The organism is Ensifer sp., assembly GCF_035999185.1.
In the GTDB taxonomy this organism is placed as follows: domain Bacteria; phylum Pseudomonadota; class Alphaproteobacteria; order Rhizobiales; family Rhizobiaceae; genus Ensifer.
On sequence record NZ_DASYHB010000046.1, the window covers coordinates 1 to 23,595 of the forward strand.

General features: G+C 63.9%; 24 protein-coding genes and 1 other RNA gene. 9 read left to right on the top strand and 16 right to left on the bottom strand.

Annotated features, from left to right (window positions below; genetic code table 11):
- On the bottom strand, positions 1-260 hold a 260-nt coding region (locus VGO04_RS05065; protein WP_327494875.1), incomplete at its 3' end, for a thiamine pyrophosphate-binding protein.
- Between the two features lie 370 nt (positions 261-630).
- Between VGO04_RS05065 and VGO04_RS05070 the strand changes: the two genes are divergently transcribed.
- Together VGO04_RS05070 and VGO04_RS05075 are read left to right on the top strand one after the other, a co-directional pair.
- Positions 631-2,004: an MATE family efflux transporter gene (locus VGO04_RS05070; RefSeq protein ID WP_327494876.1), complete on the top strand. Its 1,374-nt coding sequence runs from the start codon at positions 631-633 to the stop codon at positions 2,002-2,004.
- 109 nt (positions 2,005-2,113) lie between these two features.
- Positions 2,114-3,847, top strand: coding sequence for an adenylate/guanylate cyclase domain-containing protein (locus VGO04_RS05075; protein WP_327494877.1), 1,734 nt, complete (start codon positions 2,114-2,116; stop codon positions 3,845-3,847).
- Between the two features lie 30 nt (positions 3,848-3,877).
- On the opposite strand, the gene VGO04_RS05080 is transcribed toward VGO04_RS05075, so the two are convergent.
- Both VGO04_RS05080 and VGO04_RS05085 read right to left on the bottom strand, forming a co-directional pair.
- Positions 3,878-4,246: a hypothetical protein gene (locus VGO04_RS05080; RefSeq protein WP_327494878.1), complete on the bottom strand. Its 369-nt coding sequence runs from the start codon at positions 4,244-4,246 to the stop codon at positions 3,878-3,880.
- A gap of 408 nt (positions 4,247-4,654) precedes the next feature.
- Entirely contained in the window at positions 4,655-5,338 is a 684-nt protein-coding gene (locus tag VGO04_RS05085) for a TetR/AcrR family transcriptional regulator (protein ID WP_327494879.1), read from the bottom strand.
- A 117-nt stretch (positions 5,339-5,455) separates the two neighbouring features.
- Here VGO04_RS05085 and VGO04_RS05090 point away from each other — a divergent pair, with 117 nt between their 5' ends.
- Positions 5,456-6,073: an SAM-dependent methyltransferase gene (locus tag VGO04_RS05090; RefSeq protein WP_327494880.1), complete on the top strand. Its 618-nt coding sequence runs from the start codon at positions 5,456-5,458 to the stop codon at positions 6,071-6,073.
- Positions 6,074-6,096: 23 nt separating this feature from the next.
- The gene (locus VGO04_RS05095) at positions 6,097-7,104 is read left to right on the top strand and encodes an NAD-dependent epimerase/dehydratase family protein (RefSeq protein WP_327494881.1); all 1,008 of its coding nucleotides are present in this window, start codon (positions 6,097-6,099) and stop codon (positions 7,102-7,104) included.
- 73 nt (positions 7,105-7,177) lie between these two features.
- Here the strand turns inward: VGO04_RS05095 and cax are convergent, their stop codons facing one another.
- The gene (gene cax, locus VGO04_RS05100) at positions 7,178-8,275 is read right to left on the bottom strand and encodes a calcium/proton exchanger (RefSeq protein ID WP_327494882.1); all 1,098 of its coding nucleotides are present in this window, start codon (positions 8,273-8,275) and stop codon (positions 7,178-7,180) included.
- 159 nt (positions 8,276-8,434) lie between these two features.
- Complete coding sequence (locus VGO04_RS05105) at positions 8,435-8,911, bottom strand: Lrp/AsnC family transcriptional regulator (RefSeq protein WP_327494883.1); 477 nt, start codon at positions 8,909-8,911, stop codon at positions 8,435-8,437.
- Between the two features lie 107 nt (positions 8,912-9,018).
- Between VGO04_RS05105 and VGO04_RS05110 the strand changes: the two genes are divergently transcribed.
- Positions 9,019-9,585: an RBBP9/YdeN family alpha/beta hydrolase gene (locus VGO04_RS05110; protein WP_327494884.1), complete on the top strand. Its 567-nt coding sequence runs from the start codon at positions 9,019-9,021 to the stop codon at positions 9,583-9,585.
- Positions 9,586-9,693: 108 nt separating this feature from the next.
- Complete coding sequence (locus tag VGO04_RS05115; protein ID WP_327494885.1) at positions 9,694-11,730, top strand: ATP-binding protein; 2,037 nt, start codon at positions 9,694-9,696, stop codon at positions 11,728-11,730.
- 137 nt (positions 11,731-11,867) lie between these two features.
- Here VGO04_RS05115 and miaA read toward each other — a convergent pair whose 3' ends face one another.
- Positions 11,868-12,779 (bottom strand): tRNA (adenosine(37)-N6)-dimethylallyltransferase MiaA, encoded by a 912-nt coding sequence (miaA, locus tag VGO04_RS05120; protein ID WP_327494886.1) that lies wholly within the window; start codon positions 12,777-12,779, stop codon positions 11,868-11,870.
- Here miaA and serB point away from each other — a divergent pair.
- Together serB and VGO04_RS05130 are read left to right on the top strand one after the other, a co-directional pair.
- Complete coding sequence (gene serB / locus VGO04_RS05125) at positions 12,778-13,665, top strand: phosphoserine phosphatase SerB (RefSeq protein ID WP_327494887.1); 888 nt, start codon at positions 12,778-12,780, stop codon at positions 13,663-13,665. The two genes, miaA and serB, sit on opposite strands and share 2 nt — an antisense overlap.
- Positions 13,662-14,237 carry a GNAT family N-acetyltransferase gene (locus VGO04_RS05130; RefSeq protein WP_327494888.1) on the top strand — a complete coding sequence of 192 codons (576 nt, stop codon included), beginning with the start codon at positions 13,662-13,664 and terminating at the stop codon, positions 14,235-14,237. The genes serB and VGO04_RS05130 overlap by 4 nt, the downstream gene beginning before the upstream one ends.
- Positions 14,238-14,637: 400 nt before the next feature.
- Here VGO04_RS05130 and VGO04_RS05135 read toward each other — a convergent pair whose 3' ends face one another.
- The 10 genes from VGO04_RS05135 to VGO04_RS05180 all read right to left on the bottom strand — a co-directional run bounded on the left by VGO04_RS05135 (position 14,638) and on the right by VGO04_RS05180 (position 23,173).
- Positions 14,638-15,534 (bottom strand): LysR substrate-binding domain-containing protein, encoded by an 897-nt coding sequence (locus tag VGO04_RS05135; protein WP_327494889.1) that lies wholly within the window; start codon positions 15,532-15,534, stop codon positions 14,638-14,640.
- Positions 15,535-16,004: 470 nt separating this feature from the next.
- A complete protein-coding gene (locus tag VGO04_RS05140) occupies positions 16,005-17,525 on the bottom strand; it encodes a DegQ family serine endoprotease (RefSeq protein ID WP_327494890.1) in 1,521 nt (506 codons plus the stop codon).
- A 306-nt stretch (positions 17,526-17,831) separates the two neighbouring features.
- Positions 17,832-18,218 carry an ACT domain-containing protein gene (locus tag VGO04_RS05145; RefSeq protein WP_327494891.1) on the bottom strand — a complete coding sequence of 129 codons (387 nt, stop codon included), beginning with the start codon at positions 18,216-18,218 and terminating at the stop codon, positions 17,832-17,834.
- 6 nt (positions 18,219-18,224) lie between these two features.
- On the bottom strand, positions 18,225-18,410 hold the full coding sequence (locus tag VGO04_RS05150; RefSeq protein ID WP_034792618.1) for a DUF2065 domain-containing protein: 186 nt from the start codon (positions 18,408-18,410) through the stop codon (positions 18,225-18,227).
- A gap of 7 nt (positions 18,411-18,417) precedes the next feature.
- Positions 18,418-19,338, bottom strand: a complete 921-nt coding sequence (locus VGO04_RS05155) for a protease modulator HflC (protein ID WP_327494892.1) — start codon at positions 19,336-19,338, stop codon at positions 18,418-18,420.
- Positions 19,335-20,453: an FtsH protease activity modulator HflK gene (hflK, locus tag VGO04_RS05160; protein WP_327494893.1), complete on the bottom strand. Its 1,119-nt coding sequence runs from the start codon at positions 20,451-20,453 to the stop codon at positions 19,335-19,337. Before hflK ends, VGO04_RS05155 begins: the two co-directional genes overlap by 4 nt.
- Positions 20,454-20,609: 156 nt before the next feature.
- Positions 20,610-21,146, bottom strand: coding sequence for a dihydrofolate reductase (locus VGO04_RS05165; RefSeq protein ID WP_327494894.1), 537 nt, complete (start codon positions 21,144-21,146; stop codon positions 20,610-20,612).
- A complete protein-coding gene (locus VGO04_RS05170; RefSeq protein WP_327494895.1) occupies positions 21,139-21,744 on the bottom strand; it encodes a glutathione S-transferase in 606 nt (201 codons plus the stop codon). Before VGO04_RS05170 ends, VGO04_RS05165 begins: the two co-directional genes overlap by 8 nt.
- A gap of 170 nt (positions 21,745-21,914) precedes the next feature.
- A complete protein-coding gene (locus VGO04_RS05175; RefSeq protein ID WP_327494896.1) occupies positions 21,915-22,709 on the bottom strand; it encodes a thymidylate synthase in 795 nt (264 codons plus the stop codon).
- Positions 22,710-22,864: 155 nt separating this feature from the next.
- A complete protein-coding gene (locus VGO04_RS05180; RefSeq protein ID WP_327494897.1) occupies positions 22,865-23,173 on the bottom strand; it encodes a DUF2853 family protein in 309 nt (102 codons plus the stop codon).
- Between the two features lie 145 nt (positions 23,174-23,318).
- Here VGO04_RS05180 and ssrA point away from each other — a divergent pair.
- Positions 23,319-23,595, top strand: a transfer-messenger RNA (tmRNA) gene (gene ssrA, locus VGO04_RS05185); the annotation flags it as partial.

Here is a 23,595-nt window from a genome sequence, read left to right on the forward strand (position 1 = left end):
TCGTAGATCGGAAGCACGGCGCCACCGGGATAGCCGAAGATATGCTCGACGCCATTGTCCTTCAGTGCCTGGAGAACGATCTCCGCGCCTGTCATCTGGTTTTCTGTACCGCTCATTGACTTGCTTCCGTCCCTTTTCCCACTTGGGTGCTTAGCTTGTTTGGAGGCATAAAAAAAGGCCCCGTCAGGAGCCTCGTTTAGCGCATGGGTGGCTACCGCCGGATGGTTACACCATCCTGCCCATGCGCCGTCCCACCACAAGAATAACCGCAAAATTGTTCATGGGCCGAGTTGATAACCACAAATGCGCAAGGCGTCAACGGCTTTTAGTTACACGATCTGCCCCCTTGGCGGAACTTTGTTGCGCGGGGCCGAAGCGCCCGGCGCGAAGGCCGGCCGAGAAACGCGGGCGGCCACGAGCGTGGCGACGACCATGTGGGCCTCAGGCTTGACGACGGCGAAGCTTGGCGCTACCTCGCTTCCCGGGCTTCAGATCCCCGCCGCTCGCAGACGTCAAGTCCCGGTGAAATCTGACATCTGACGATATCCTTTCGCCCCGATCGCATTTCGTGTGGCAGGCAATGCGAGCCCCTCCTCTTCCCCATCGAAATGCGAAGTACAGGAGTGCGGGATGTCCAAGGACACCTCCAGGCAGAATGCCTTCTTATCCGCGCCGCTTGGCGCGATTTTCGCGAAAACGGCGCTACCGATCATCTTCGTGATGAGCATGAACGGGCTTTTGACCGTCGTCGACGCCATCATGCTCGGGATCTATGTCGGCGCGGATGCGGTCGCTGCCGTCACCACGGTCTTTCCCATCTTCATCCTGACCGTGGCGCTTTCGACCCTCGTCGTCAGCGGCATGGCGAGCCTCCTCGCCCGCCATCTCGGAGCCCGCCGCTTTGCCGAGGCGCGCGGCGTGTTTGCCGGCGCGCATCTGCTGGCGCTGGCGATTGCCGTCGTGCTGGCCGGCCTGTTTGCCGTTGTCGGCGGGCAACTGGTCCTGACGCTTTCGAACGGTCCGGGGCCTCTCGCCCGGATGGCGCATGACTATATCGCCATCCTCATCGTCTGCGCGCCGATCCAGTTCCTGCTTGCGGTGCAATCGGATGCGCTGCGTTGCGAGGGCCGCGCAGGGCTCATGGCCGGTCTCAGCCTGCTGGTCTCGCTCGCAAACCTTGCGTTCAACTACGTGCTGATCGCCCAGCTGGAATGGGGCGTGACGGGCTCGGCGATGGGCACCGTAATGGCGCAAGCCTTGGCGCTTGGGCTCATCGTGCTCTTCCGGCTCGTCGGACGCACCGAACTTCGCCTCTCGGCGCTCGTCCGGCACAATCCGATGACCGGATGGGCACGCATGATCGCACTCGGGAGCCCGCAAAGCCTCGGCTTCCTCGGCATGGCGCTCGTTTCGGTGACGATCATGACCGCTCTGCAAAAGACGGCATCCGAAAGCTACGACACGACGGTCGCAGCCTATGGCATCATCACCCGCATCATGACCTTTGCGCTGTTGCCGCTCCTGGGCTTGAGCCAGGCGATGCAGGCGATCGTCGGCAACAACATCGGCGCCGGCCACGCCGTGCGGGCAAGAAGGGCGCTCCGGCTCGGCCTGCTCGTCGCTCTCCTCTATTGCCTTTCCGTTGAAGTCCTGCTCGTCGGATTTGCCCGGCCGATCGGCTGGCTCTTCGTCGACAGCGAGGCGGTCGTGACAGACGTCGCGCGGATCTTGCCCGTCATGGCCGCGCTTTACGTCTTTTCCGGCCCGCTGATCCTGCTCGGCAGCTATTTCCAGGCGATCGGCGATGCCGGCCGGGCGGCGATCCTCGGATTGTCGAAGCCTTATCTCTTCACCATGCCGCTCGTTGCGCTCTACGCGTCCAACTTCGGCGAGCGGGGCATCTGGTTCGCCACCCCCACCGCCGAGGCGCTGCTGCTCATCGTTGCCGCGTTTATCGTGCGGCGGGCATCGCGGCAGAGAGGTCTCGTCAGCCAAACGCCTTGACCGTCGACGGCGCGCCTTGTGGAAACCTCGGCGCGCCGTCCCGTCGGGCGAGGTCCGCTTCCGGACGCCTTGAGAACACGCTAAAATATGGCAACTTGCGGAGAACGGGATGGCAAACGGGCGCGTCGAGCGGCGACTTGCGGTCATCATGGCGACCGACGTCGTCGGCTACTCCCGCATGGCCGAAGCGGACGAGACCGGCACGCTCGCCACGATGAAGCGGCTGCAGACTTCGATCTTCTTGCCGCAGGTCACCCGTTGTGGCGGCCGCATCGTCAAGCTCATGGGCGATGGTTCGCTGGTTGCCTTCAACTCGGCGGTGGATGCGGTTGAATGTGCCGTTGCCCTGCAGCAGGCGCTGGCGACCGACCAGCAGGATCTGCCGGCCGACGAGCGCTTTCTGCTGCGCATCGGCATCAACCTTGCCGATGTCGTCATCGAAGGTGACGATCTGCTCGGCGACGGCGTCAATGTCGCCGCCCGCCTTCAGGCTTCGGCTGCGCCCGGCGGCATCTGTATCGCCGACGCGGTTCATCGGCAGATCGGGGCCAGGAACTGCCAGGCCTTCCTCGATGGCGGCGAGATCAGCCTCAAGAACATCCTGCGCCCCATCCATGTCTGGCACTGGGCCGAGGCGCCGACGATCGGCCCTTCGGCGACGCAGGCCCATGCGCGTACCTCGATCGCCGTCCTGCCTTTCGACAATCTCAGCGGCGCGCCGGACCAGGCCATCTTCAGCGACGGCATCAGCGAGGACATCATCGGCGGGCTTGCCCGGTTTCGCTCGCTCTCGGTTACGTCAGCCAGTTCGTCCTTCAGCTTTCGCGGCAAGACCACGGACATCAGCGAGATCGGCCGCAAGCTCGGGGTCACCTATCTTGTCGAGGGCAGCGTACGGCGCGCCGGCGAGCGCATCCGTATCACCGCCCGCTTGATCGCGGCCGCGAGCGGAGCGCATGTCTGGTCGGACCACTATGACCGCGACCTCACCGACATCTTCGCGGTCCAGGACGAAGTGACCCGGACGATCGTCTCCCTCCTCGTCGGCCAGATCGAAAGCGCCGACCTGCGCCAGGCGTTGCGCAAGCCGGCCGCGAGCCTTGCTGCCTACGAGTACTTCTTGCGTGGCCTGATGCACATGCGCGGCTATGGGCCCGACGACAACAGGATTGCCTATGAGCTTTTCCAGAAGGCCGTGGACCGTGACCCGCATTTCGCGCTCGCCCATAGCCACCTGGCCCTCGCCTTAATTGCCAAGCATGGCTACGGCAACGCACCAATGGAGATCCTCGATGAAGCGCTGGCGACGGCCCGCAAGGCAGTCGCGCTCGACGAAAGCGAGGGCGGCTGCCAGCGCCTGCTGGCACTCATTCATGTCAATCGCCGGGAGTTCGATCTGGCCGAGCGCCACTACCGCCGTGCCTATCTCATCAATCCCAATGACGCCAACACGCTGGTGCAGATGGGTGGGCTCTTTGTCCGGCGCGGCAGGCTTGCCGAGGCGATGGAATGGATCGACGAAGGTTTCCGGCTGAACCCTTTCCCGCCGCCGTGGTACAGCGCGACACTCGGCAACGCACTCTACATCCTCGGCCGCCACGAGGAAGCGGCAGCGGCGCTGCAGGAGCTACCCAACCCGGGGCACTTCACGCTCGCCCGCATCGCCGCCTGCCATGCCCAGTCCGGCAATTGGGCCGCGGCCGAAAAGGCGAAGCTTCAACTGATGCAGGTCAAACCGGATTTTTCGACGGAAGACTTCATCCAGCGCGGCCTGCTGCTCGAGCAGGAAGAGCTTCGCGATCTTTTCCGCCAGGGCCTCCTGAAGGCGGGACTGCCGAAGTGATGCCAGCCCGCACGTTCATCGGGCGCAGCGTCAAAACCGGGAAAACCCGACAAGCGGCGGCATGATGAACCCGCGGCCATCGGCAAGGAATGGGGCAAGCCCCTCCGTCACCGCCGCGCTCGGACTGCCATAGACCTCCAGTCGCTCCACCGTGCAATGGGCGGACACGTCGTTGATATGCGCATCCGACATCTGCCAGTGGTTGAGCACGTCCTGAGAGTTGCGGTAGAGCTGGATGCTGACCGCCTGCATCGCCTTCTCGTCGATGAAGGTCTGGACCATCAGCTGCGGCGCATGGTTTTCGACGAAGGCAATCGCCCGCGTCACCGCCTCGCGAAATTCGTCGAGATGACCGGGTGTGATCCTCATCAGGTTTCGAAACAGCAGTTGCTCGCTCATGCGCCCTGCGTGTTGCTGAGGCTCCTGGAACGGTTTTGAACCAGGGGCGTGACGCCCGGACGGGCGCTCACGGAGGGGTTGTAGGACCTCAACTCTGGTTGAGGTCAAGTCGCGCCGAAGCCCAAAGATTTTAGAGGTCCAGGGACCCGCATGCACCGCGCATTAACATTTGCCGTGGAAGATTAGCTTGGCTGCATGATGCAGCTCCAAGAACAAAGGCAATGATATGCTTGACCTTTCCGTGCTCACACCCCTCCTTCTCAGTTTCGGCGCGATCTACCTGTTCTTTCGATGGGTCGTGTTCGATATGAACGCCCCGAAATAGACCGACGCGCCCAAGTCTGCCTCCGTGCGAGGCCTGCGACCCATGCCGGAGCGCACGGAGGCGTCCCCCTATTCGTCAATCGCTCACTCGTTGACCGCTCGCTCTTCACCCGCCCGCCGGCTGACCTCCTGGTCGTCGACAAGCCGGGCGACGAGATCGCCGAGCACCCGCTCGACCTGGACGTCGTGCTCCTTGCCGAGCGCTTCAAGCCCGACCACTTGGCGCATGATCTGGACGCCGGCGACGAGCGACATCAGAAGTGCTGCGCGTTGCGCCGCGTCCGGGCCGGATAGCGCTTGCGTCACGTTCTTCTGGTGATGGCTTTCCACCACCTGTCGAGCAATCTCCACGGCGCGCTCGTTTGAGATGGAGCGCAGCATGATCAGGAAGCCGTCAAGTGCGGTCGCCCCCGGCTCCGTCACCTTCAAAAGCGCCTTGCTGATGCGCCCCGCCCGGTCCGGCGCGGAAAGCGTCTCCGGCGTGGCGATGATCGGCCGCTGGTTGGCGGTCGAAAGCACTTCGGCAAACAATCCCTCCTTCGAGCCGAAATAGCGATTGATCAGCATCGCGGTGACCCCCGCCCCTTCGGCGATCTCGCGCACGCCCGCGCCCTCATAGCCCGACGCGATGAAGGCGGCGCGCGCCGATGAGAGGATTGCGGCACGCGTGGCGTTTGCGTCGCGGCGCCGCGCGTCCTTTTCGACAGCCCCTTTGGCGGACCTCTTCTCGGTCGCCCCCTTCTCAGCGGGCCTCTTCTCGGCAGACATCGCTTCTCCTTAGTCTACACCTGTAGACAAACACCTGAATCGGAAGTATACGGATGTAGACATGCTGCTGCAACGCACTTGCTTGGGCAGCCTTCAATCCATTGCGCGGAGCCCCCAGTGACCAGCATTTGCGTCTATAGCGACAGCCTCAATTTCTTCCGCTCCTGGCTTGCCGATCCGCTGCGCGTCGCCTCCGTCACGCCGTCCAGCCGCTCGCTCGCGCGGCTGATCACGCGGGAGATCTCGCCAGCTCACGGGCCGGTGCTCGAGCTTGGCCCCGGCACCGGTGTCTTCACCCGGGCGCTGGTCGCGCGCGGCGTGCGCGAGGAAGATCTGGTTCTCGTCGAGTGCGGCCCGGAATTCGCAGCCGTGCTCCAGAAGCGCTTCCCGGCCGCAGCCGTTTTGTCGATCGACGCGGCGCGGCTTGTCGATGGCCGGCCGGAGATTTCGGCCGGCATCGGTGCGGCCGTCAGCGGCCTGCCGCTGCTCTCCATGCCGCCCCGCAAGGTCATGGCAATCCTTGCCGGCATTTTCCTGCACATGCGGCCGGGCGGCCATCTCTACCAGTTCACCTACGGCCCGCGCTGCCCGGTGCCGCGACCGCTGCTCGACCGGCTCGGCCTTCGCGCCAGACGCGTCGGCGGGACGATCCGAAACTTCCCGCCCGCTTCCGTCTACCGGATCAGCCGGCGTCAACCGTCAAGCCTTGCGAGCATGTTCGGGGCCCGCGACTGACGCAGCGAAAGAAGAAGAAACCGATGAACGAAATTGTTCTTGTCACCGGCGGCACCGGCTTCGTTGCCCGCTGGTGCATCGCCTCCCTGCTTGAGCGCGGCTATCGCGTCCGAACCACCGTGCGCGATCTCGGCAAAGCCGAAACCGTCAGGCGCTCGATTGCGACCGTGAGCGACGCAACGGGCCACCTGTCCTTCGTCAAGGCCGACCTGATGAGTGATGACGGCTGGGCAGCCGCGATGAACGGCTGCACTTACGCGCTGCACGTCGCCTCGCCGCTTGGCGTGGCCGCCGGCAGCAGTCGCGATGCCTATGTCCGCCCCGCCCGCGATGGCACGCTGCGGGTGCTTTCCGCTGCGGTCGATGCGGGTGTCCGCCGCGTGGTGATGACCTCGGCAGCGGCCGCGACCAGGCCGCCGCTCGCATCCGGCCTCCTCAGCGACGAGACGCGCTGGGCCGATCCCGATGACCCGCAGTTCGACAACTACCGGGTCTCCAAGATCCTGGCCGAGCGCGCCGCCTGGACGTTCATGAAGGGCAAGGCGACCGAGTTTTCCACCGTGCTTCCCGGCGCCGTCTTCGGCCCGGTGCTGTCGAGCGAAAACCTCGGCTCGGTGAAGATCATTGGCGACCTCGTCGCCGGGCGTCCGCGGTTCCTGCCGCGTCTCGGCTTCTGGGTGGTGGACGTACGCGACCTCGCCGACCTGCACGTGACTGCCATGACAGCACCTCAAGCCGCCGGCGAGCGCTTCATCGCCGCCGGCGACTTCCAGTGGATGGAGGACATTGCCGCGACGCTGCGCTCGGGCCTTGGCCCTAATGGCAGCAAGGTGCCAACGCGGCGGCTGCCGACGGCCCTCGTGCGCCTGCTTGCGCCGCTCAGCGCCGACCTGAAGCCGCTGGCGCCGCTCCTCGGTCGCAAGTTCGCGCTGACATCGGAAAAGGCACGGCGCATGCTCGGCTTTGCGCCACGGCCGGTGAGTGCCACGGTCCTGGATTGCGCCCAGAGCCTCATCAAGATGAGAGCCTGATCAAGGCGAGAGCCTGATCAAGACGGGAGCCTGATGGCGGCGGGCCGGCGCTGACGTCACCGGTCGGTTTGCCTCAGGGCACCTGCGGCGGCAGCAGAAACAGCGTCATGGCGAAGATCATGTAGACGGTCAGCGCCAGCACGCCCATGTACCAGGCGGAGCGGCCGGCATTCGAAAGCAGCGTCGCGGCCATGGTCGCGACCAGCATCATCACGATCGCCCCCGGCCAGAACTGCAGATCCATCGGCTGCGGCCCGAGCACGTAGCTCAAGAGCACCAGCAGCGGCGCGACGAAGAGCGCGATCTGTACCGCGCTGCCAAGCGCGATGCCGACGCTCAGGTCCAGCCGGTCCTTGCGCGCGGCGGAAAACGCCGTCGCCATTTCCGCCGCGGCCCCGACGAGCGCGACGACCACGAAACCGACGAAGGCCGGCGTCATGCCCAGCTCTTCGGCCGCCACCTGGACCGAACCGACGAAGACCTCGCTGACGAGCGCCACGAGCACCGTGACGACGAGCAGCACGATGATGCCGGTCGAAAGCGGCCAGTGGACCTCCTCCTCCCCATGGCCGGCACCGGCGGAAACGAAGAGCTCGCGATGGGTTTTCAGCGAAAACAGCATCCACAGGACATAGGCAACGATCAGGACGACCGAGAGCCCGGCGCTCAGTTGCTGGGTAAAGGCCGTCTGCGGCTGGCCGTCGGCAGCGCCGATGAGCGAAGGCACGAGCACGGCGACGGTCGCCATGAAGAGGAGGCTCGCCTGGAAGCGCGCGTTGACCCGGTTGAACTCCTGCAGATGAAATTTGAGCCCGCCGAAGAGGAACGAGCCGCCGAGCATAAACAGCGTATTGGTGACGATGGCGCCGGCGATCGACGCCTTGACCAGCAGGTATTGCCCGGCAGCAAGCGCCATTAGCGCAATGACGAGTTCCGTCAGGTTGCCGAGCGTCGCGTTGAGGAGCGCGCCGACCGTGTCGCCGGTGCGCGCCGCCACCGCCTCCGTCGCCTGGCTCAAAAGGGCCGCCAGCGGCACGATCGCCGCCACCGACAGAAGAAAGAGCAAGGTGTGCGCCTCCGGCCATATGTGCTCGCCGGCGATCGCGACCGGCACGAAGACGAGCAGCCAGAGAATGGGAGTCCGGACGATGGTGGCAATCGCATTGCTCATGGCTTTCCCCCGCCCCTTGAGCACTCCAGCCGGGAACGCCTCTGACGATCACTCGCACGGGCGGGCCTGGCCTATGCTGGATTATCCTGCGTCCCACGCCGATCCGCATTGATTTTAGTCAACTCGCGCAGGCGGTGCAGCCACCGTACCGGCCGGACCTCAAACCCGCTGGATGAGCGCACGCCCGATCGGTTTTGGCGCTTCGCTTCGAAGCACGAGCGAGGTCGTGACCGAGCCATAACGGGCAATCGCATCGACGATCGTTTCCAGTTCGCCCGGCGTCGGCACCAGCACCTTGAGGAGGAAACAATCCTCGCCCGTCAGCCGCAGCACCTCGATCACCTGCGGCATCTCCGAGAACTGTTTGAGGCAGGCGCGGATATGCTCGTGCGTCGTCTTCAGGCGGATCACCGCCATCATGCCAAGGCCGAGGCTCGCCGCATCGATGCGCGCACCATAGCCTGCGATGATGCCGCGCTCCTCCAGCCGCTTGACCCGCTCGGACGTCGCCGGCTGCGACAGGCCGATGCGGCGGCCAAGCTCCGAGATCGCGATGCGGCCATCCTCCTGCAGCACCTCGATAATGGCGATGTCGGTCGGGTCGAGCGGCGATCGGTCAATACGGGTAAAAGACATGTCTCACCTTTAATTCATCGGCAGAAGGATGCGCTTTCCGATGATTGCGCATTCCGGACCTCAGCGGAAGCTGCGAGACTCGTGGAATTCGAAAATGAGAGGAAAGCATGAGCGATATCATCATCCTGCCCGGCATCGGCGGATCCGGCGAGACGCACTGGCAGACCCACTGGCAACGGGAAAACCCGGACATGCGGCGCTTCCAGCCGGCCGATTGGGACCGGCCTGACCTTAAAGACTGGATCGCGGCCCTCGATCGCGCCGTATCGGCCGCCGATCAACCTCCCCTCCTCGTCGCCCATAGCCTTGCCTGCCTGCTTGTCGCCCATTGGCAAAAGGCCTCAACGCAGCCGGTCGCTGGCGCCTTTCTCGTTTCGGTGCCCGACCCCGCGTCCGACGCCTTCCCCGCGGACGCCAGCGGCTTTGCCAAGGTGCCGGAAGACCGCTTCCGCTTCCCCTCGCTGGTCGTCGCAAGCGTCAACGACCCCTTTGGCAGCATCGGCTATCAGCGGACGCGGGCGGCCCAATGGGGCAGCGACATCGTCGAAGCCGGTCCCCTCGGACACGTCAACGGCAAGAGCGGACTGGGCGACTGGCCGGCAGGACAGACACTGCTGCAGACCTTCGCCCGCGAGACAGCCCACAGGAAGGCGCACGCCGCCTGCTGCCAATAGCGCTTGCCGACATTCGGCTCTCTGCCGGCCGGATCGCTGCAACACCTCGCAACCACTTATTAAATCCCTCCGGCTAAGATAAGGGGCCGTATTGCCGGGGTGTGCGCGTTGCTGAACAATGAACTTCATTCCTCGATCCGCGCCGGAGAGCAGGATCGCCGCGATGGCCTGAAGCCTGGCAACCGGTTCCTCGGACGGGTCGTTGCCTGCAACGGCTCGCGCGCGTCAATCGCCGCCATCGCCGAGAACGGCGAGACGTCGCTCACCGAACTCTGGTCCGTCGGCCGGCTGATCTCCATTTCGGTCGGCAGGAACCGCGTGGTGGCGCTGGTCTATTCCATGCAGACCGCCTCCAGCGAATGGGGCGAGGAAGCCAACAACATCTTCCGCATCGAAGTCGAGCTGATGGGCGAAGTCCACGTCGGGCCTGACGGACGCGAGACGTTTTCCGCCGGCATCAGCCAATATCCCTACCTCGGCGCCATCGCGCACCGCATCCGCGCTGCCGATCTCGGCCGCATCTACGATTCCGGCCGCAACGACAGCTGCATCATCGGCAAGCTGACCCAGGACGAGAGCCTCGACGCGACCATCCACGTGCCGTCGATGCTGGCCAAGCACTTTGCCATCGTAGGCACCACCGGCGTCGGCAAGTCGACCGCGGTCACGCTGCTCCTCAACAAGGCAATTGCCGCCGATCCGAAACTGCGTGTGCTGATCCTCGACCCGCACAACGAGTTCGCCGCCGCCTTTCCCGATCTTGCGGTCGTCATCGATACCGACACGCTGGACCTGCCCTTCTGGCTCTTCCGCCTGGAGGAGTTCGCGGAGGTCATCTTCCGCGGCCGACCGGCGCCGCCCGATGAACTCGACATGCTGCGCGACATCATCCCCGAGGCCAAGAAAGCTTTTCGTGGCGGTGAACCCGGCGTCGTCCGACGGCAGACGGAAAAGAGCTCGATTACCGCCGATACGCCGGTTCCTTATCGCATCGCCGACCTGCTGGCGCTGATCGACGAGCGCATCGGCAGGCTCGAAGGCCGCAACGACAAACCGCATCTGCGTTCGCTGAAGGTCAAGATCGCCTCGGCGATCAACGATCCGCGGTATCATTTCATGTTCTCGTCGAACACGATCACCGACACGATCCAGGACACGATCGCCCGGGTGTTCCGCATTCCCGGCGACAGCCGCCCGATCGCCACCTTCCAGCTGGCCGGCATCCCCTCGGAAGTGGTCAATTCCGTCGCTTCGGTCCTCTGCCGCATGGCGTTTGAAATCGGGCTCTGGAGCAATGGCGGCATCCACATGCTCGTCGTCTGCGAAGAGGCGCACCGCTATGTGCCGGCCGACCCGACGCTCGGTTTCCTGCCGACCCGGCAGGCCATCGCCCGTATCGCCAAGGAGGGCCGCAAATACGGCGTCTCGCTCGGCATCATCACCCAGCGCCCCGGCGAACTCGACCCGACGATCCTGTCACAGTGCTCGACGGTCTTTGCCATGCGCCTTGCCAACGACCGCGACCAGGAAATCATCCGCTCGGCCATTCCGAACTCGTCCACCTCGACCACCAGCTTCATTTCCTCGATCGGCAACGGCGAGGCGATCGCCTTCGGCGAAGCGGTCGCGGTGCCGATGCGCATGCGGTTTTCCCGCATCGCCGAGGAACGCCTGCCCCGCGCCCACGGGATCACCGACCGGATCGACGAGGACCATCCGCCAACCATCGACCTGCGCGCGATCGTCAGCCGCATGCGCGCCATCACCGGGCCCGACATCTCCAGCTTCCAGCAGAGCTACATGGCAGCGCAGACCGCAAGCGAGGAGCAGCGCTGGGAGACGGAACTTGGAGCTGCGGCCGAAACCGCACCGCAAAGGGGCGTCAGCGAGCCCGTTCAAGAGGTGGAGCCCTACCGCCCGGACATGCTTCCACGGGCGGCACCGCCAGCCAATCCGGAGCTTGAACGCTTCAACCAGATCCGCCAGCAACTCTTGAGCGAAAAGCCTGCACCCGAGCAGCCGACGCCCCGCTATGGATCGGCGCCGCCTGCAGGCCAAACCCCATCACCCGCCACAAGCGACCGGCCATCTCTGCGCGAAAGTCTGCTGAAAAGGCCGCTCGGCAGCATCATCCGCAAGCCTTAGGAGCGATCCTCGCAACGGCCGTACAACGGTCATCCGCCCCTCGTGACCTCGAGGCGTTGGGCCATTCACCGTTTCGATGAAACCATCAAACGATCAAGCGGCGTAACCTCTACCAAGTTGACCATCTTCAGAGGGCTTCAGAGCACCGCGTCGGCGCTTTCGATCCGTTGCCAGCTCTCGTCGAGCTGGTTGCGAAACCAGGTCATCTGACGCTTGGCATATTGCCGCGTGGCCGCAGCGCCCAGCTCGATCACCTCGGCCTCGTCGAGTTCGCCCTTGAGAAATGCGGCGACCTGGCTAACGCCGATCGCCTTCATCACGGGCATTTCCGATGACAGCCCGAGCGCAAGCAGCGCCTTGACCTCCTCGATCGCGCCGCCCGCGAGCATCAGCTGGAAGCGGCGGTTGATCCGGTCGTGCAGGAGCTTGCGCTCCGGCAGCACCACGTATTTTGCGGCCCGTTCCGGATCGACGATCATCGGCCCGGTCTGCTTCTGGAAGAAGCGGATCGGCTTGCCGGTCGCCTCCACCACTTCGAGCGCCCGCACGATCCGCTGGCCGTCACCCGCCTTCAGCGTCGCCGCCGTTTCCGGATCTGTGGCTTCAAGTTCGCCATGCAGGGTCTCCGGCCCCTCGGTCCTCAGCCGCTCGCGCAAGCGTTCACGGATCGCCGCGGGGATCTCCGGCATATCCGAGAGACCGCCGGTCAGCGCCTTGAAATAGAGCCCGGTGCCGCCGACGAAGACCGGCAGGCGGCCCTCGCCCCGCAGCCGCCCAACCAGCGCCTGCGCCTCGCGCGCCCAGGCGCCGGTGGAATAGGCAGCACCCGCCGGCACATGGCCGTAAAGACAGTGCTCGATGCCGCCCATGTCGGCCTCGTCCGGCCGCGCGGTCAGCAGCCGCAGCGTGTCATAGACCTGCAAGCTGTCGGCATTGACCACCACGCCGCTGTGCCGGCGCGCCAGTTCGACAGCAAGCGCAGACTTGCCGCTGGCGGTCGGCCCGGTTATCAGGATCGCGTCGCTCTCGGTTTCAAGGTAGTTGTCCATGGCTCTCGTTGCCACGCTTATCGCCAATCCGTCAAATCCTGTTCTGACGCCAGCGCTCGCGGAAGCAGCCGCTGAAGCCGTCAAGGCGTCCGGCCTCTACTGGCTCGCCGATGGCATCGCCTGCGATATCGCGCTTAAGGACGGCACCGACCCGGGTGCCGCCGAAGCGCAGCTGCGGGATGTGATCGGCGCAGCCGCGATCGACGTCGCCGTGCAGGACGCTGACAGCCGTCGGAAGTCGCTTTTGATCGCCGACATGGATTCGACCATGATCGGCCAGGAATGCATCGATGAACTAGCCGCCGAAGTCGGCCTCAAGGACAAGGTGGCCGATATCACCGCCCGCGCGATGAACGGCGAGATCGCCTTCGAGCCGGCGCTGATCGAGCGCGTCGCACTTCTCAAGGGCCTGCCGCTCAGCGTCGTCAACGAGGTGATCGCCAAGCGCATTACGCTGACATCAGGCGGCCATACCCTCATCGCCACCATGAAGAGCAAGGGCCACTACACAGCGCTCGTCTCCGGCGGCTTCACCGTCTTTACCGGGCCGATTGCCGCTATGCTCGGATTTCAGGAAAACCGCGCGAACACGCTGATCGCCGAAGATGGCATCCTCACTGGCGAGGTCGCCTCCCCGATCCTCGGCAAACAGGCCAAGGTCGACGCCCTGCTCGATATTGCCGGTCGCCTCGGCATCTCGGCCGATGACGCGCTTGCCGTCGGCGACGGCGCCAACGACCTCGGCATGATCCAGCTTGCCGGCACCGGTGTCGCGCTGCACGCCAAGCCCGTGGTCGCCGAACAGGCCAAGGTCCGCATCGACCACGGCGACCTGACCGCCCTTCTCTACCTGCAGGGCTATCGCAAGACGGATTTTGTCGGGTGATCATCTGCCAAACCGAGCGGCTGCGCATCCGGGCCTGGAAGGAGAGCGACCGCGATCTGTTCTTCGCGATCAACAGCGACCCTGAGGTGATGGAGTTCTTTCCCTTCCGCCGCAGCCGCGCGGAGGCAGACGCGCTGTTCGATCGTGTCGGGCGCGGCATTGCCGAGACCGGTTTCGGCTTCTTCGCGGTGGCCCTGAAGGCCGATGACCGACCGGTCGGCTTCTGCGGTCTCGCCTTGACCGACCTGGAACCGCACCTGCCCAAGGGCACCGTCGAGATCGGCTGGCGGCTCGCGCCACCCTATTGGGGCAAGGGCTACATCACCGAAGCCGCCGATGCCCTGCTGCGCTACGGCTTTGAGGAGAAGGGATTGAGGGAGATCGTCTCCTTCGCCGTCGCCGCCAACCGGCGCTCGACCGCGGTCATGCAGCGGATCGGCATGCACCGCGACCCGAGCCGCGACTTCGACCATCCGCGCGTGCCGGCCGACTATCCGGCGCTGGTGCGCCACGTGCTTTACGCCATCAGCGCCGACGAATGGCGGGCGCAGCGCGCGGCCGCTGGAAGGTAGCGCGCCGTTTCTGGCCGCCCCTCACTGACCTGCCGGACATATCTCCCCGCGAAAGGGGAGAGAAACGCGAGAAGCAAGGTGGCCGCGCCTGTCAACGGCTGAGCATGCCTCGCGCTTTCCGATTGTCTTTCCGCAAGCGGGAACAAGGTGCCGCCAGGCGGATAAGGGCAGCGTCGTCTTCCTCGCGTCTCCGTTCGCCGTTGCCGCGCGAGACCTGCGCCCTAGAGGTCCGCCGATCCCGCGGCAATCGCCCCTCCCGTCCGAGGGCGCATAGACCGAAGCGCCGGGCAACGGCTCGGCACGCTTTCGATTCCTGGCGGATATTGTCGCTCCTGACCGCTCTCTGCCCGTCTGCGGGGAGACGGCAGGGCAGTGAGAGGCACACTCCATCGCTGAACCGCTACCGGCCCGCTCCCGGATAGCTCCGCTCAATCCAGTCGACAAATGCCCGCGCGGCATCCGAAAGCGCCTCGAAGCGCCGCGTCACGAGAAAGAAGGCGCCGTAGGGTACGGAGACCGCGAAGGGTCGCACCAGCCGTCCGGCCGCAAGGTCATCCAGTGCATGGTCGCGGTCGATCAGGCCAACGCCGTTGCCCCGCACTGTCGCCTGCAGCACCATCGCGCCATCAGCGAAGATCGCGCCCCGCTCCAGCCTGACCGGTGTTGCACCAGCCGCCGCAAACCATTGTTCCCAGAGCTGCCGGTTATCCTCGTGCAACAGCGCATGCTGCAGCAGGTCCTCGGGGCGCTCGAGCGGCCGGCCGGTGGCCGCCAGCGCCGGCGCGATCACCGGGATCATCTCGACCTTGGCCAAGAGCCGCGCCTCCACCCGCGACCAGTGATCGGTCGTCAGGCTATGGCGGATGGCGACATCGGCTTCGCCGCTGCGAAACTCCGAAAGCCGCGGATCGGCATCGATCACCAGATCGATGTCCGGATGGTCCTGCTGAAACGCCTGCAGGTGCGGCAGCAGCCAACACCCGGCAAAGGACGGCTCGGCGCTGACCTTCAACGTCTGCGAGACAGGGCGCTGCGAAAGCGCGTCGAGGCTCTCGCCCACCATGTCGAAGGCCGCGGTCAGCGTGCCGAGCAGCGCGCGGCCGGCGGCGGTGAGCCGCACGCTCCTGTGATGCCGCTCAAACAGCGGCCGGCCGATCAGCTCCTCCAGCTCGCGCACCTGTCGGCTGATGGCGGCCTGAGAGACGAAAAGCTCGGCGGCAGCCAGCGTGAAACTCTCCAGCCGCCCGGCCGCCTCGAAACTCCGCAACGCTGTCAGGGGCAGACGTCCGCGCCTCATGCATAACCTCAAGTTATCCGAAGGCGACTGTAAACTCGTTTGAGGGAAACGGGCAAGTGCGGTGAAATGGAGGTCAGAAAGGAGCTGCGGCCATGCTGACGATCATCGAAATCCTGTTCGAAGCCCTGCGGCTGATGACCTTCCAGCCAGCGCGCAAGTCGTCCCGCGCGCATCCTTCGCATGAGAGCGGCGGCTGCTAAGATTGCGGCCTTGCAAATGTCCGCCTTCTGAACCGCCCCTCACCTCAATCAAATCCTGAAGAACCGGATTCGACCTTTCAGCCGAACGAGCGAAGCAACTGAAAAGAATCCGGAAATCCAATCGTCCATCCATGCGCTGGGGCATGGCGGATGATTTCACTGTTTCGTCGAAACAGTGAAATGGCCCAACTCTCTGATACTTCGCAACTGCGCGCGGAAAGTCGCTCTGCACTTTTCCTGATCTGGAGATGCCGCTTTTGCGAAGCTTGGCTACTCCACCCGAAGCGTGACGAAGCGCAGTTCGCCGGTCTTGTTGGAAAGCAACAGCTGCGCGTTACTGCGGCCACTGGACTTCAACTCTCCCACCCTGTCGGCCACGTCGCCGGGCGTGTCCACGGCTTCCTGTCCGAGCTCGACGATGACGTCACCCGGCTCGACACGGCGTTCGGCGGCAGCCGAGTTCGGGGTCACCTCGGTGATGACCACGCCGTTGACATCCTGGGCGATGCCAAACTTCTTGCGGGTTTCCTCGTCCAGTATCGAGAGCTTCATGCCGAGGATGAGGTCGGTTGCCGGAAGCGGCGCCGCCTCGGGCTTGTCCGTCTTCTGGCCCTCGTCGCTGGTCGCGTCCGGTGCGCTTGCAAGCTGGCCGTCCTCGAGGCGTCCGAGCGTCACCTTGACCGTCTGCTCCTTGCCATCACGGAAGACGACGACGTCCACAGCCTTGCCCACGGCAGTTTCGGCAACGACGCGCTGAAGATCGCGCATCTCGCTGACATCGCGACCGTCAAACTTGACGATGACGTCACCGGGCTTGATCTCGCCATGCACAATCGGCCCGCCCTCGATGATGCCGGATACGAGCGCGCCGCGCGGCGACGCCATCTTCAGGCTCTCGGCGATATCGTCGGTGACCGGCTGGACGCGCACGCCGAGCCAGCCGCGCCGGGTCTCACCGAAGTCCTTCAGCTGCAGCACCACATTGGCTGCAAGCTCCGTGGGCACCGAAAAGCCGATACCGATCGAGCCGCCCGACGGCGAGATGATCGCGGTGTTGATGCCGATCACTTCGCCGGCCATGTTGAACAGCGGCCCGCCGGAATTGCCGCGGTTGATCGCGGCGTCCGTCTGGATGAAGTTGTCATAGGGACCGGCGTTGATGTTGCGGCCACGCGCCGAAATAATGCCGACGGACACGGAGCCGCCGAGCCCGAACGGATTGCCGATCGCCATCACCCAGTCGCCGATGCGCATCTTGCGGGAATCCCCGAAGGGAACCGCCTTCAGCGGCGCCTTCGGCTCGACCTTCAGGACCGCCAGATCGGTCTTGGTGTCCTTGCCGACGAGCTTGGCCTTCAACTTCGTACCATTGGCGAAATTGATCTCGATGTCGTCGGCGCCTTCGATCACGTGGTTGTTGGTGACGATGAAGCCGGAGGGATCGATGACGAAGCCGGAGCCGAGCGACTCGACGGTGCGCTGGCGATTGTCGCTCTGGCCACCCTGGCCCTTGAAGAATTCGTCGAAGTAACGCTGATAGGGCGAGCCCTCCGGCACCTGTGGCGCCGGCGCATCGTCGTCGTTCTTGACCTTCTGCGAGGTCGCGATGTTGACGACGGCATCAAGCAGGCCCGCGGCGAGATCCGCAACCGAAGCGGGGCCATTGGTCGGCGGACGGATGGCAGTGTTCTGGGCAAGCGCCGTGCTCGAGAAGGCGAGCGCGCCGGCAAGTGCGACGAGGCCCAGGGAGACGCCAAGGGAGTGAGCTCGGGATTTCGTTCGCGTGGACAATTCGCTTAAGCTCCTCTGGCTGTTCAGCGGGCAACCGCTTGCGGCCGCCACCTCTCCTGCCTATGGCGCCTGCACGCCATAGCACTTTGATTTCTCGCATAATTTCGCCCCGACCGGAACCGGCGGCAGGAAATATGCGCACGGGCGTGATCTCGCAATCTTCCGATCGCGCAGCGCCCGACCTTCCGCTGAAGATACGGCGGAATTCGGAAGCGTCCAAACACGATTTCCTGATCCTTGGCGCGGATGTCCGCGAAAGGTCGCAGGATTAAGGGGCTGCGCATTCGGGAAAGAGGATGCGGGGCGTCAGGTCGTCAGGTCGTGGCCATGGTCTTTCAGCGCCCGCACGGCCTTGTCGAGGTCGGAGCCGGCAACGAAGATGTAGTCGGTGCTGAAAGTCGAATTGGCGAAGATGCCGACGCCCGCGTCCGACAGCGGCTGAAGGACGGAGGCAAGTACGCCAGGCACGTCAAAGGCAAAGTGCTGCTCGATGCGGAAGCAGCGCCAGCCGAGCGAACTCTGGACGCTGGAAGGTACGCGGGCAGCGCGGCAGACCAGCGTCATCTCTTCGCGCGAGCTTGACACTGTCCAGAAGCCGGGCCCCGGCAACCATTCCGGTATGCTGGAGCCAATGTTGAGACGGGTGATGGCATATTCGGCATCGACCAGGCGGATCAGCAGTTTACGTGGCATTTCGCATTATCCTCGAAGCAACCATACAAGTCCGACCCCGGCAGCAACGCAAACGAGCCCCGCCAGTCGAAGCTGATGTTCGGGGACATACGGCAAACGCTTCGCCATTTCCACCAAAACCAAAGGGGCCAGTGCGTACACCAGCCCCTCGATGATCAGGAAGAAAGCAAATCCTGTCAGAAAGTCTGACATCGCCTGCCTAGTTTCCGGTCGCTGCTTGAGGTGCTGCAGCTGGTGCAGTGCCTTCCGAGTTATTGAAGTAACGGAAGAATTCCGAATGCGGCGAAAGCACCAGCGTCGTGTCCGGGCTGCCGATCGACTGCGTGTAGGCGGTCATCGAGCGATAGAACTCGAAGAACTTCGGATCGCGCGCAAAGGCGTCGGCAAAGGTCTTCGTCCGTTCGGCTTCGCCTTCACCGCGCAGGATTTCCGAATCGCGCTGGGCGTCGGCGACGATCTCGACGACCTGACGGTCGGCGATCGCGCGGCGGCGCTGGCCTTCTTCGTTACCGCGGGCGCGGATGAGTTCGGCTTCCGCCAGACGTTCGGCCTTCATGCGGTCGTAGGTCTGCTGCGAGACTTCCTGCGTCAGGTCGGTGCGACGGATGCGGACGTCCTCGATGTTGAGGCCGAGCGACTCGGCGTCGTTCTTGAGGTCGGCACGCACTTCGCGCATCATCGACGCACGCTCGTCGGAGAGCGCTGCCTCGAAGCCGCGAAGACCGTAGACGCGACGCAGCGACGCATCGAGACGGGTCCTCAGGCGCGATTCCGCGGCGTCGCGATCGCCAGAAACCGTTTCGCGGAAGCGGCGCGGATCGGAGATCTTGTAGACGACAAAGGCGTCGACTTCATAGAACTTGCCGCCCGAGACCTGGACACGGATGTTGTCGAGGTCGAAGCGCAGCGCCTGGTCTTCGACATACTGCACGCGGTCTGCGTCCATGAAGGCAAACGGCAGCTTGAAGTAGAGGCCCGGCTGGGTCTTCACGTCCTTGATCTGACCGAAGCGCACGACGATCGCCTGCTGGCGCTCGTTGACGACGAAGACCGAGGAATAGATGCCGACGAAGACGACGGCGAGCAGGATCAGGATAACGGAGGTACGGTTGTTGATCACTGTGCTGCTCCCGACACTGCTGCGGCACCCGACTGGACCGGACGACCGATTTCATTGAGCGGCAGATAGGGCAGGACGCCCTGGCCGTTCTTCTCGTCGAGGATGACCTTCTTCGATTTGCCGAGAACGCCCTGCATCGTTTCGAGATAGAGACGCTTGCGGGTAACCTCGGGCGCCTTGGAGTATTCGTCATAGACCGAGACGAAGCGCTGCGCTTCACCCTGTGCTTCCTTGACGACACGGTCCTTGTAGGCAGCCGCCTCTTCGCGGATCTGCGCACCCTGACCGCGCGCCTTACCCAGCACCTGGTTGGCGTACTGGTTGGCTTCTTCGACGAAACGGTCTTCGTCCTGTTCGGCGCGCTGGACTTCGTCGAACGCATCGGCCACTTCGCGCGGCGGTGCTGCGTCTTCGATCGCGACCGTGTTGACGGAGACGCCGGTACCGTAGGTGTCCATCGTTGCCTGGATCGTGCTCTTCACGTCGGCCGCGATTGCCTGACGGTTGTCGCGGAAGATGTCCTGCGCCGGACGGCGGCCGACGACTTCGCGCATGGCGCTTTCGGCGACCTGCTGCAGCGTGTCGGACGGATTCTCGACGTTGAAGAGATAAGCCTTCGGGTCGGTTACCGAATAGAGAACCGAGAACTGGACGTTGACGATATTCTGGTCGCCGGTCAGCATCAGGCCCGAATTCGACTGACCGCTGGAGCGGCCGCCGATGTTCTGCTGCTGCTCGGTGATCTTGACGAATTCGACGGTCTCGAACGGCCAGAAATGATAGTGCAGGCCGGGCATCGAGATCTCGTCCTTCGGCTTGCCGAAGCGCATTTCGACACCGCGCTCGTCCGGCTGGACCGTATAGATCGAGTTGATCAGCACGAAGCCGACGATCAGCAGACCGATGATGGCAAAGATACCGCCATTGAAGCCGCCGGGAACGACGTTCTTAAGCTGGTCCTGGCCACGGCGAATGATCTCTTCCAGATCCGGCGGGCCACCCTTGCCGCCGCCACCGCGCGGCCGGTTCGGCCCCTGGCCCCAGGGACCCCCCTGATTGCCACCGCCGCCGCCGCCCCAAGGGCCGCCGCCGCCATTCTGATTGCTCCAGGGCATCAAAACCTCTCTTTTAGAAACTTCCCACGCAGAACGGCCGCGCCACCGCACGGTCGTTCATGATGTGAAACCGTTATAGGTATCCCCTGCACCGCTTTCAACGCGATACGCCCGAGTTCACCGTAAATGGTTCAAAATAGTTGACGATCCGCCGCGTCAGGCTGTCGCACGCCGCCTGAAGGTGACGAAATGCATGGCGTGACTGTCCTTCTCGCCCTGCGGCAGGTCTTCCTCGAACACCTTTTCGAACACCGCCGGATCGATATCGGGGAAGTGGGTATCGCCGTCGACCTCCGCCTGCACCTCGGTCACATGCAGGATATCGGTGACCCCGATCGCCTGGCGATAGATCTCGCCGCCGCCGATGATGCAGATCTCGTCAGCGCCTGTCGCGTCCGCCTCACGGCTCGCAACCGCGATCGCCGCCTCCAGCGACGGCACGACATTGGCACCTTCGGCGACAAAGTCAGCATTGCGGGTGATGACGATGTTGGCGCGCCCGGGCAGCGGCCGGCCGAGCGAGGTCCAGGTCTTGCGCCCCATGATCACAGGCTTGCCGATCGTCAGCGCCTTGAAGCGCTTGAGGTCGGTCGAAAGCCGCCAGGGCAGATCGCCGTCACGACCAATGACGCCGTTTGCGGCAACCGCCACGACGATCGAGATTTTTGGAGCGGCGCTTTTCGTATCAGTCATGAAATCCATCCGGTTTGCTGTCGATTTCCCGCGCCCGGTCATAGGCCGCCCGGTCGGTGACGACCCTGATATAGCGGTCGACCACCGTGCTTTCCGGCAGGATCTTGCGCATCCATTGCAGCGCACTTGCCAGAAGCAGGTCGGCAGCGCTCATGGTCTCGCCGAGCAGGTAGGTCCGGCGGGTGAGCACGTCGATCACATGGGCGCACATTTCGCTGTAGAGCCGCGCCTGCGCCGGACTGTTGATCGTGGCGCCGGAGATATGGGCAAGCGCCGTCGGCTCGATCACGCCGGCGTAATAGGCAAGCCAGGAGAGATAGGCGCCCCGCTCCTTGTGCCCCGGCGGGCGGCCAAGGCTGCAGTCGGGATAGAGGTCGGTGAGATATTGCACGACGGCAGCCGACTCCCAGATCACCACCCCGTTATGGATGAGCGCCGGCACCTGCTTGTGAGGATGCGGATTGTTGTCGTCCGGTTCGCCCGAGCCGTCCCAACGGCGGATCGACACGTAACGGATCTCATAGTCGGCGCCCAGTTCCTCGAGCAGCCAGACGATGCGCGACGAACGCGACAGCGGCGCATGAATGAGCGTGAGCATCCTACCTCCCTTGGACGGCAGCCCTCCCCGGCGCGCCCTTTCGTTGAACGTCGGCCCATGGGGCTGGAGCGACGGAAACACCCACCGCGCCTGGCCGAAAAGGCAACGCGACGCGGATCTAACAAACGACGTTCAGGAATGCGGGCCGGCCCCCGCAATATCAGGATATGTCAGACGGCGATCGGCGCCCTGATGGTTGAATCGGCTTCGTAGCCGACGAGCGTAAAGTCTTCGAAGCGGAAAGAAAACAGGTCCTTCACCTCGGGGTTGATCTCCATCTTCGGCAGCGCTTTCGGCGTACGGGTCAGTTGCAGCCGGGCCTGTTCGAAATGGTTGTGATAGATGTGCGCGTCGCCGAGCGTGTGCACGAAATCCCCGAGCTTCAGGCCCGTCACCTGCGCCACCATCATCGTCAGGAGCGCATAGGAGGCGATGTTGAAGGGCACGCCGAGGAAGATGTCGGCGGAACGCTGGTAGAGCTGGCAGGAGAGCTTGCCATCGGACACATAGAACTGGAACAGGCAGTGGCATGGCGGCAGCGCCATCTCGTCCACCAGCGCCGGGTTCCAGGCAGAGACGATATGTCGACGCGAGTTCGGATTGGTCTTCAGGCTCTCGATGAGGCCAGCGATCTGGTCGATATGGCGCCCGTCAGGCGCGGGCCAGGAGCGCCACTGGTAGCCGTAGACCGGCCCGAGGTCGCCGTTGTCGTCGGCCCATTCGTCCCAGATGGTAACGCCATTGTCCTTGAGATAGGCGATGTTGGTGTCGCCCTTCAGGAACCAGAGCAATTCATGAATGATCGAGCGCAGGTGCAGCTTCTTGGTGGTCAGCACCGGGAAGCCTTCGGAAAGGTCGAAGCGCATCTGGTGACCGAAGACCGAGCGCGTGCCCGTTCCCGTCCGGTCGCCCCGGTCGCTGCCGTTCTTCATCACATGGTCGAGAAGGTCGAGATATTGCTGCATGGTCTGGCGCCGCCGATTCGTCGTTCGCCCTAAATTTAGGGCGAAGCCGGCGGCGAACCAATGACCCCAGGACGATTATCCCTCGGGAATCGGGCCGCAGAGCGGGAAAACGAAGATGCCTGTGGTATTTTCGCCGGTTCCCGCTCCTGTTTGCTCTACAGCGCCTGCAACTTCCCCAGGTTCTTGGCCACCAGATAGTAGAAGGTGACGCGCGACTTGGAGCGGTCGGCCGACATCGCCTTGGCAGTGGCCTCGATCGCCTTGTCCGCGTCCGCACCGCCGACGCCGAGCTTCTTTTCGCACCACTTCTCCTTGACGCGCTCGAGCTCCTTCGGATCCGTCGCGGAAACGAGCGAGGAATCCTTGTTGCGAAGCGCGATGCCGAGATGGCGCACGATCTTGTTCACAACGGCTTCGTCAGCGCCGCTGTCGTATTTCTGCACATCTGCGAGGTAGTCCGTCATGAGGCCTCCAGGTTGCTTTTTGCTCAAAAGAAGGCGGCCGACTTGACCGGCCGCGTGCAGCAGCGGGAGTTTTTCATGGCTATCTGCCAAGTCAAGCCGCTTGGCGACGATCCGATCCGGGACAAAGTCATATATCCGACACATCCCCCTTTTCTTGGGCGCCGGAAAGACCTATATGAACGGTGCCGTCTTCGGGCGGCTATGGCAATAAACGGGCGGTGAAATAAACCCATTGGACCCGGGGGCGGTACCCGGCGCCTCCACCAAAAACCGATCATCCGCGATCGGCTTTTGATGGGGGCGAAATAGGATCGACAAGGGCGTAAAGATCGACTTTTTGCTCGGCATTGTACCACCGTTATCGGGCTAAACTTATAGTTGCAAACGACAACTATGCTGAAGCACGTCTCGCTGCTTAATCG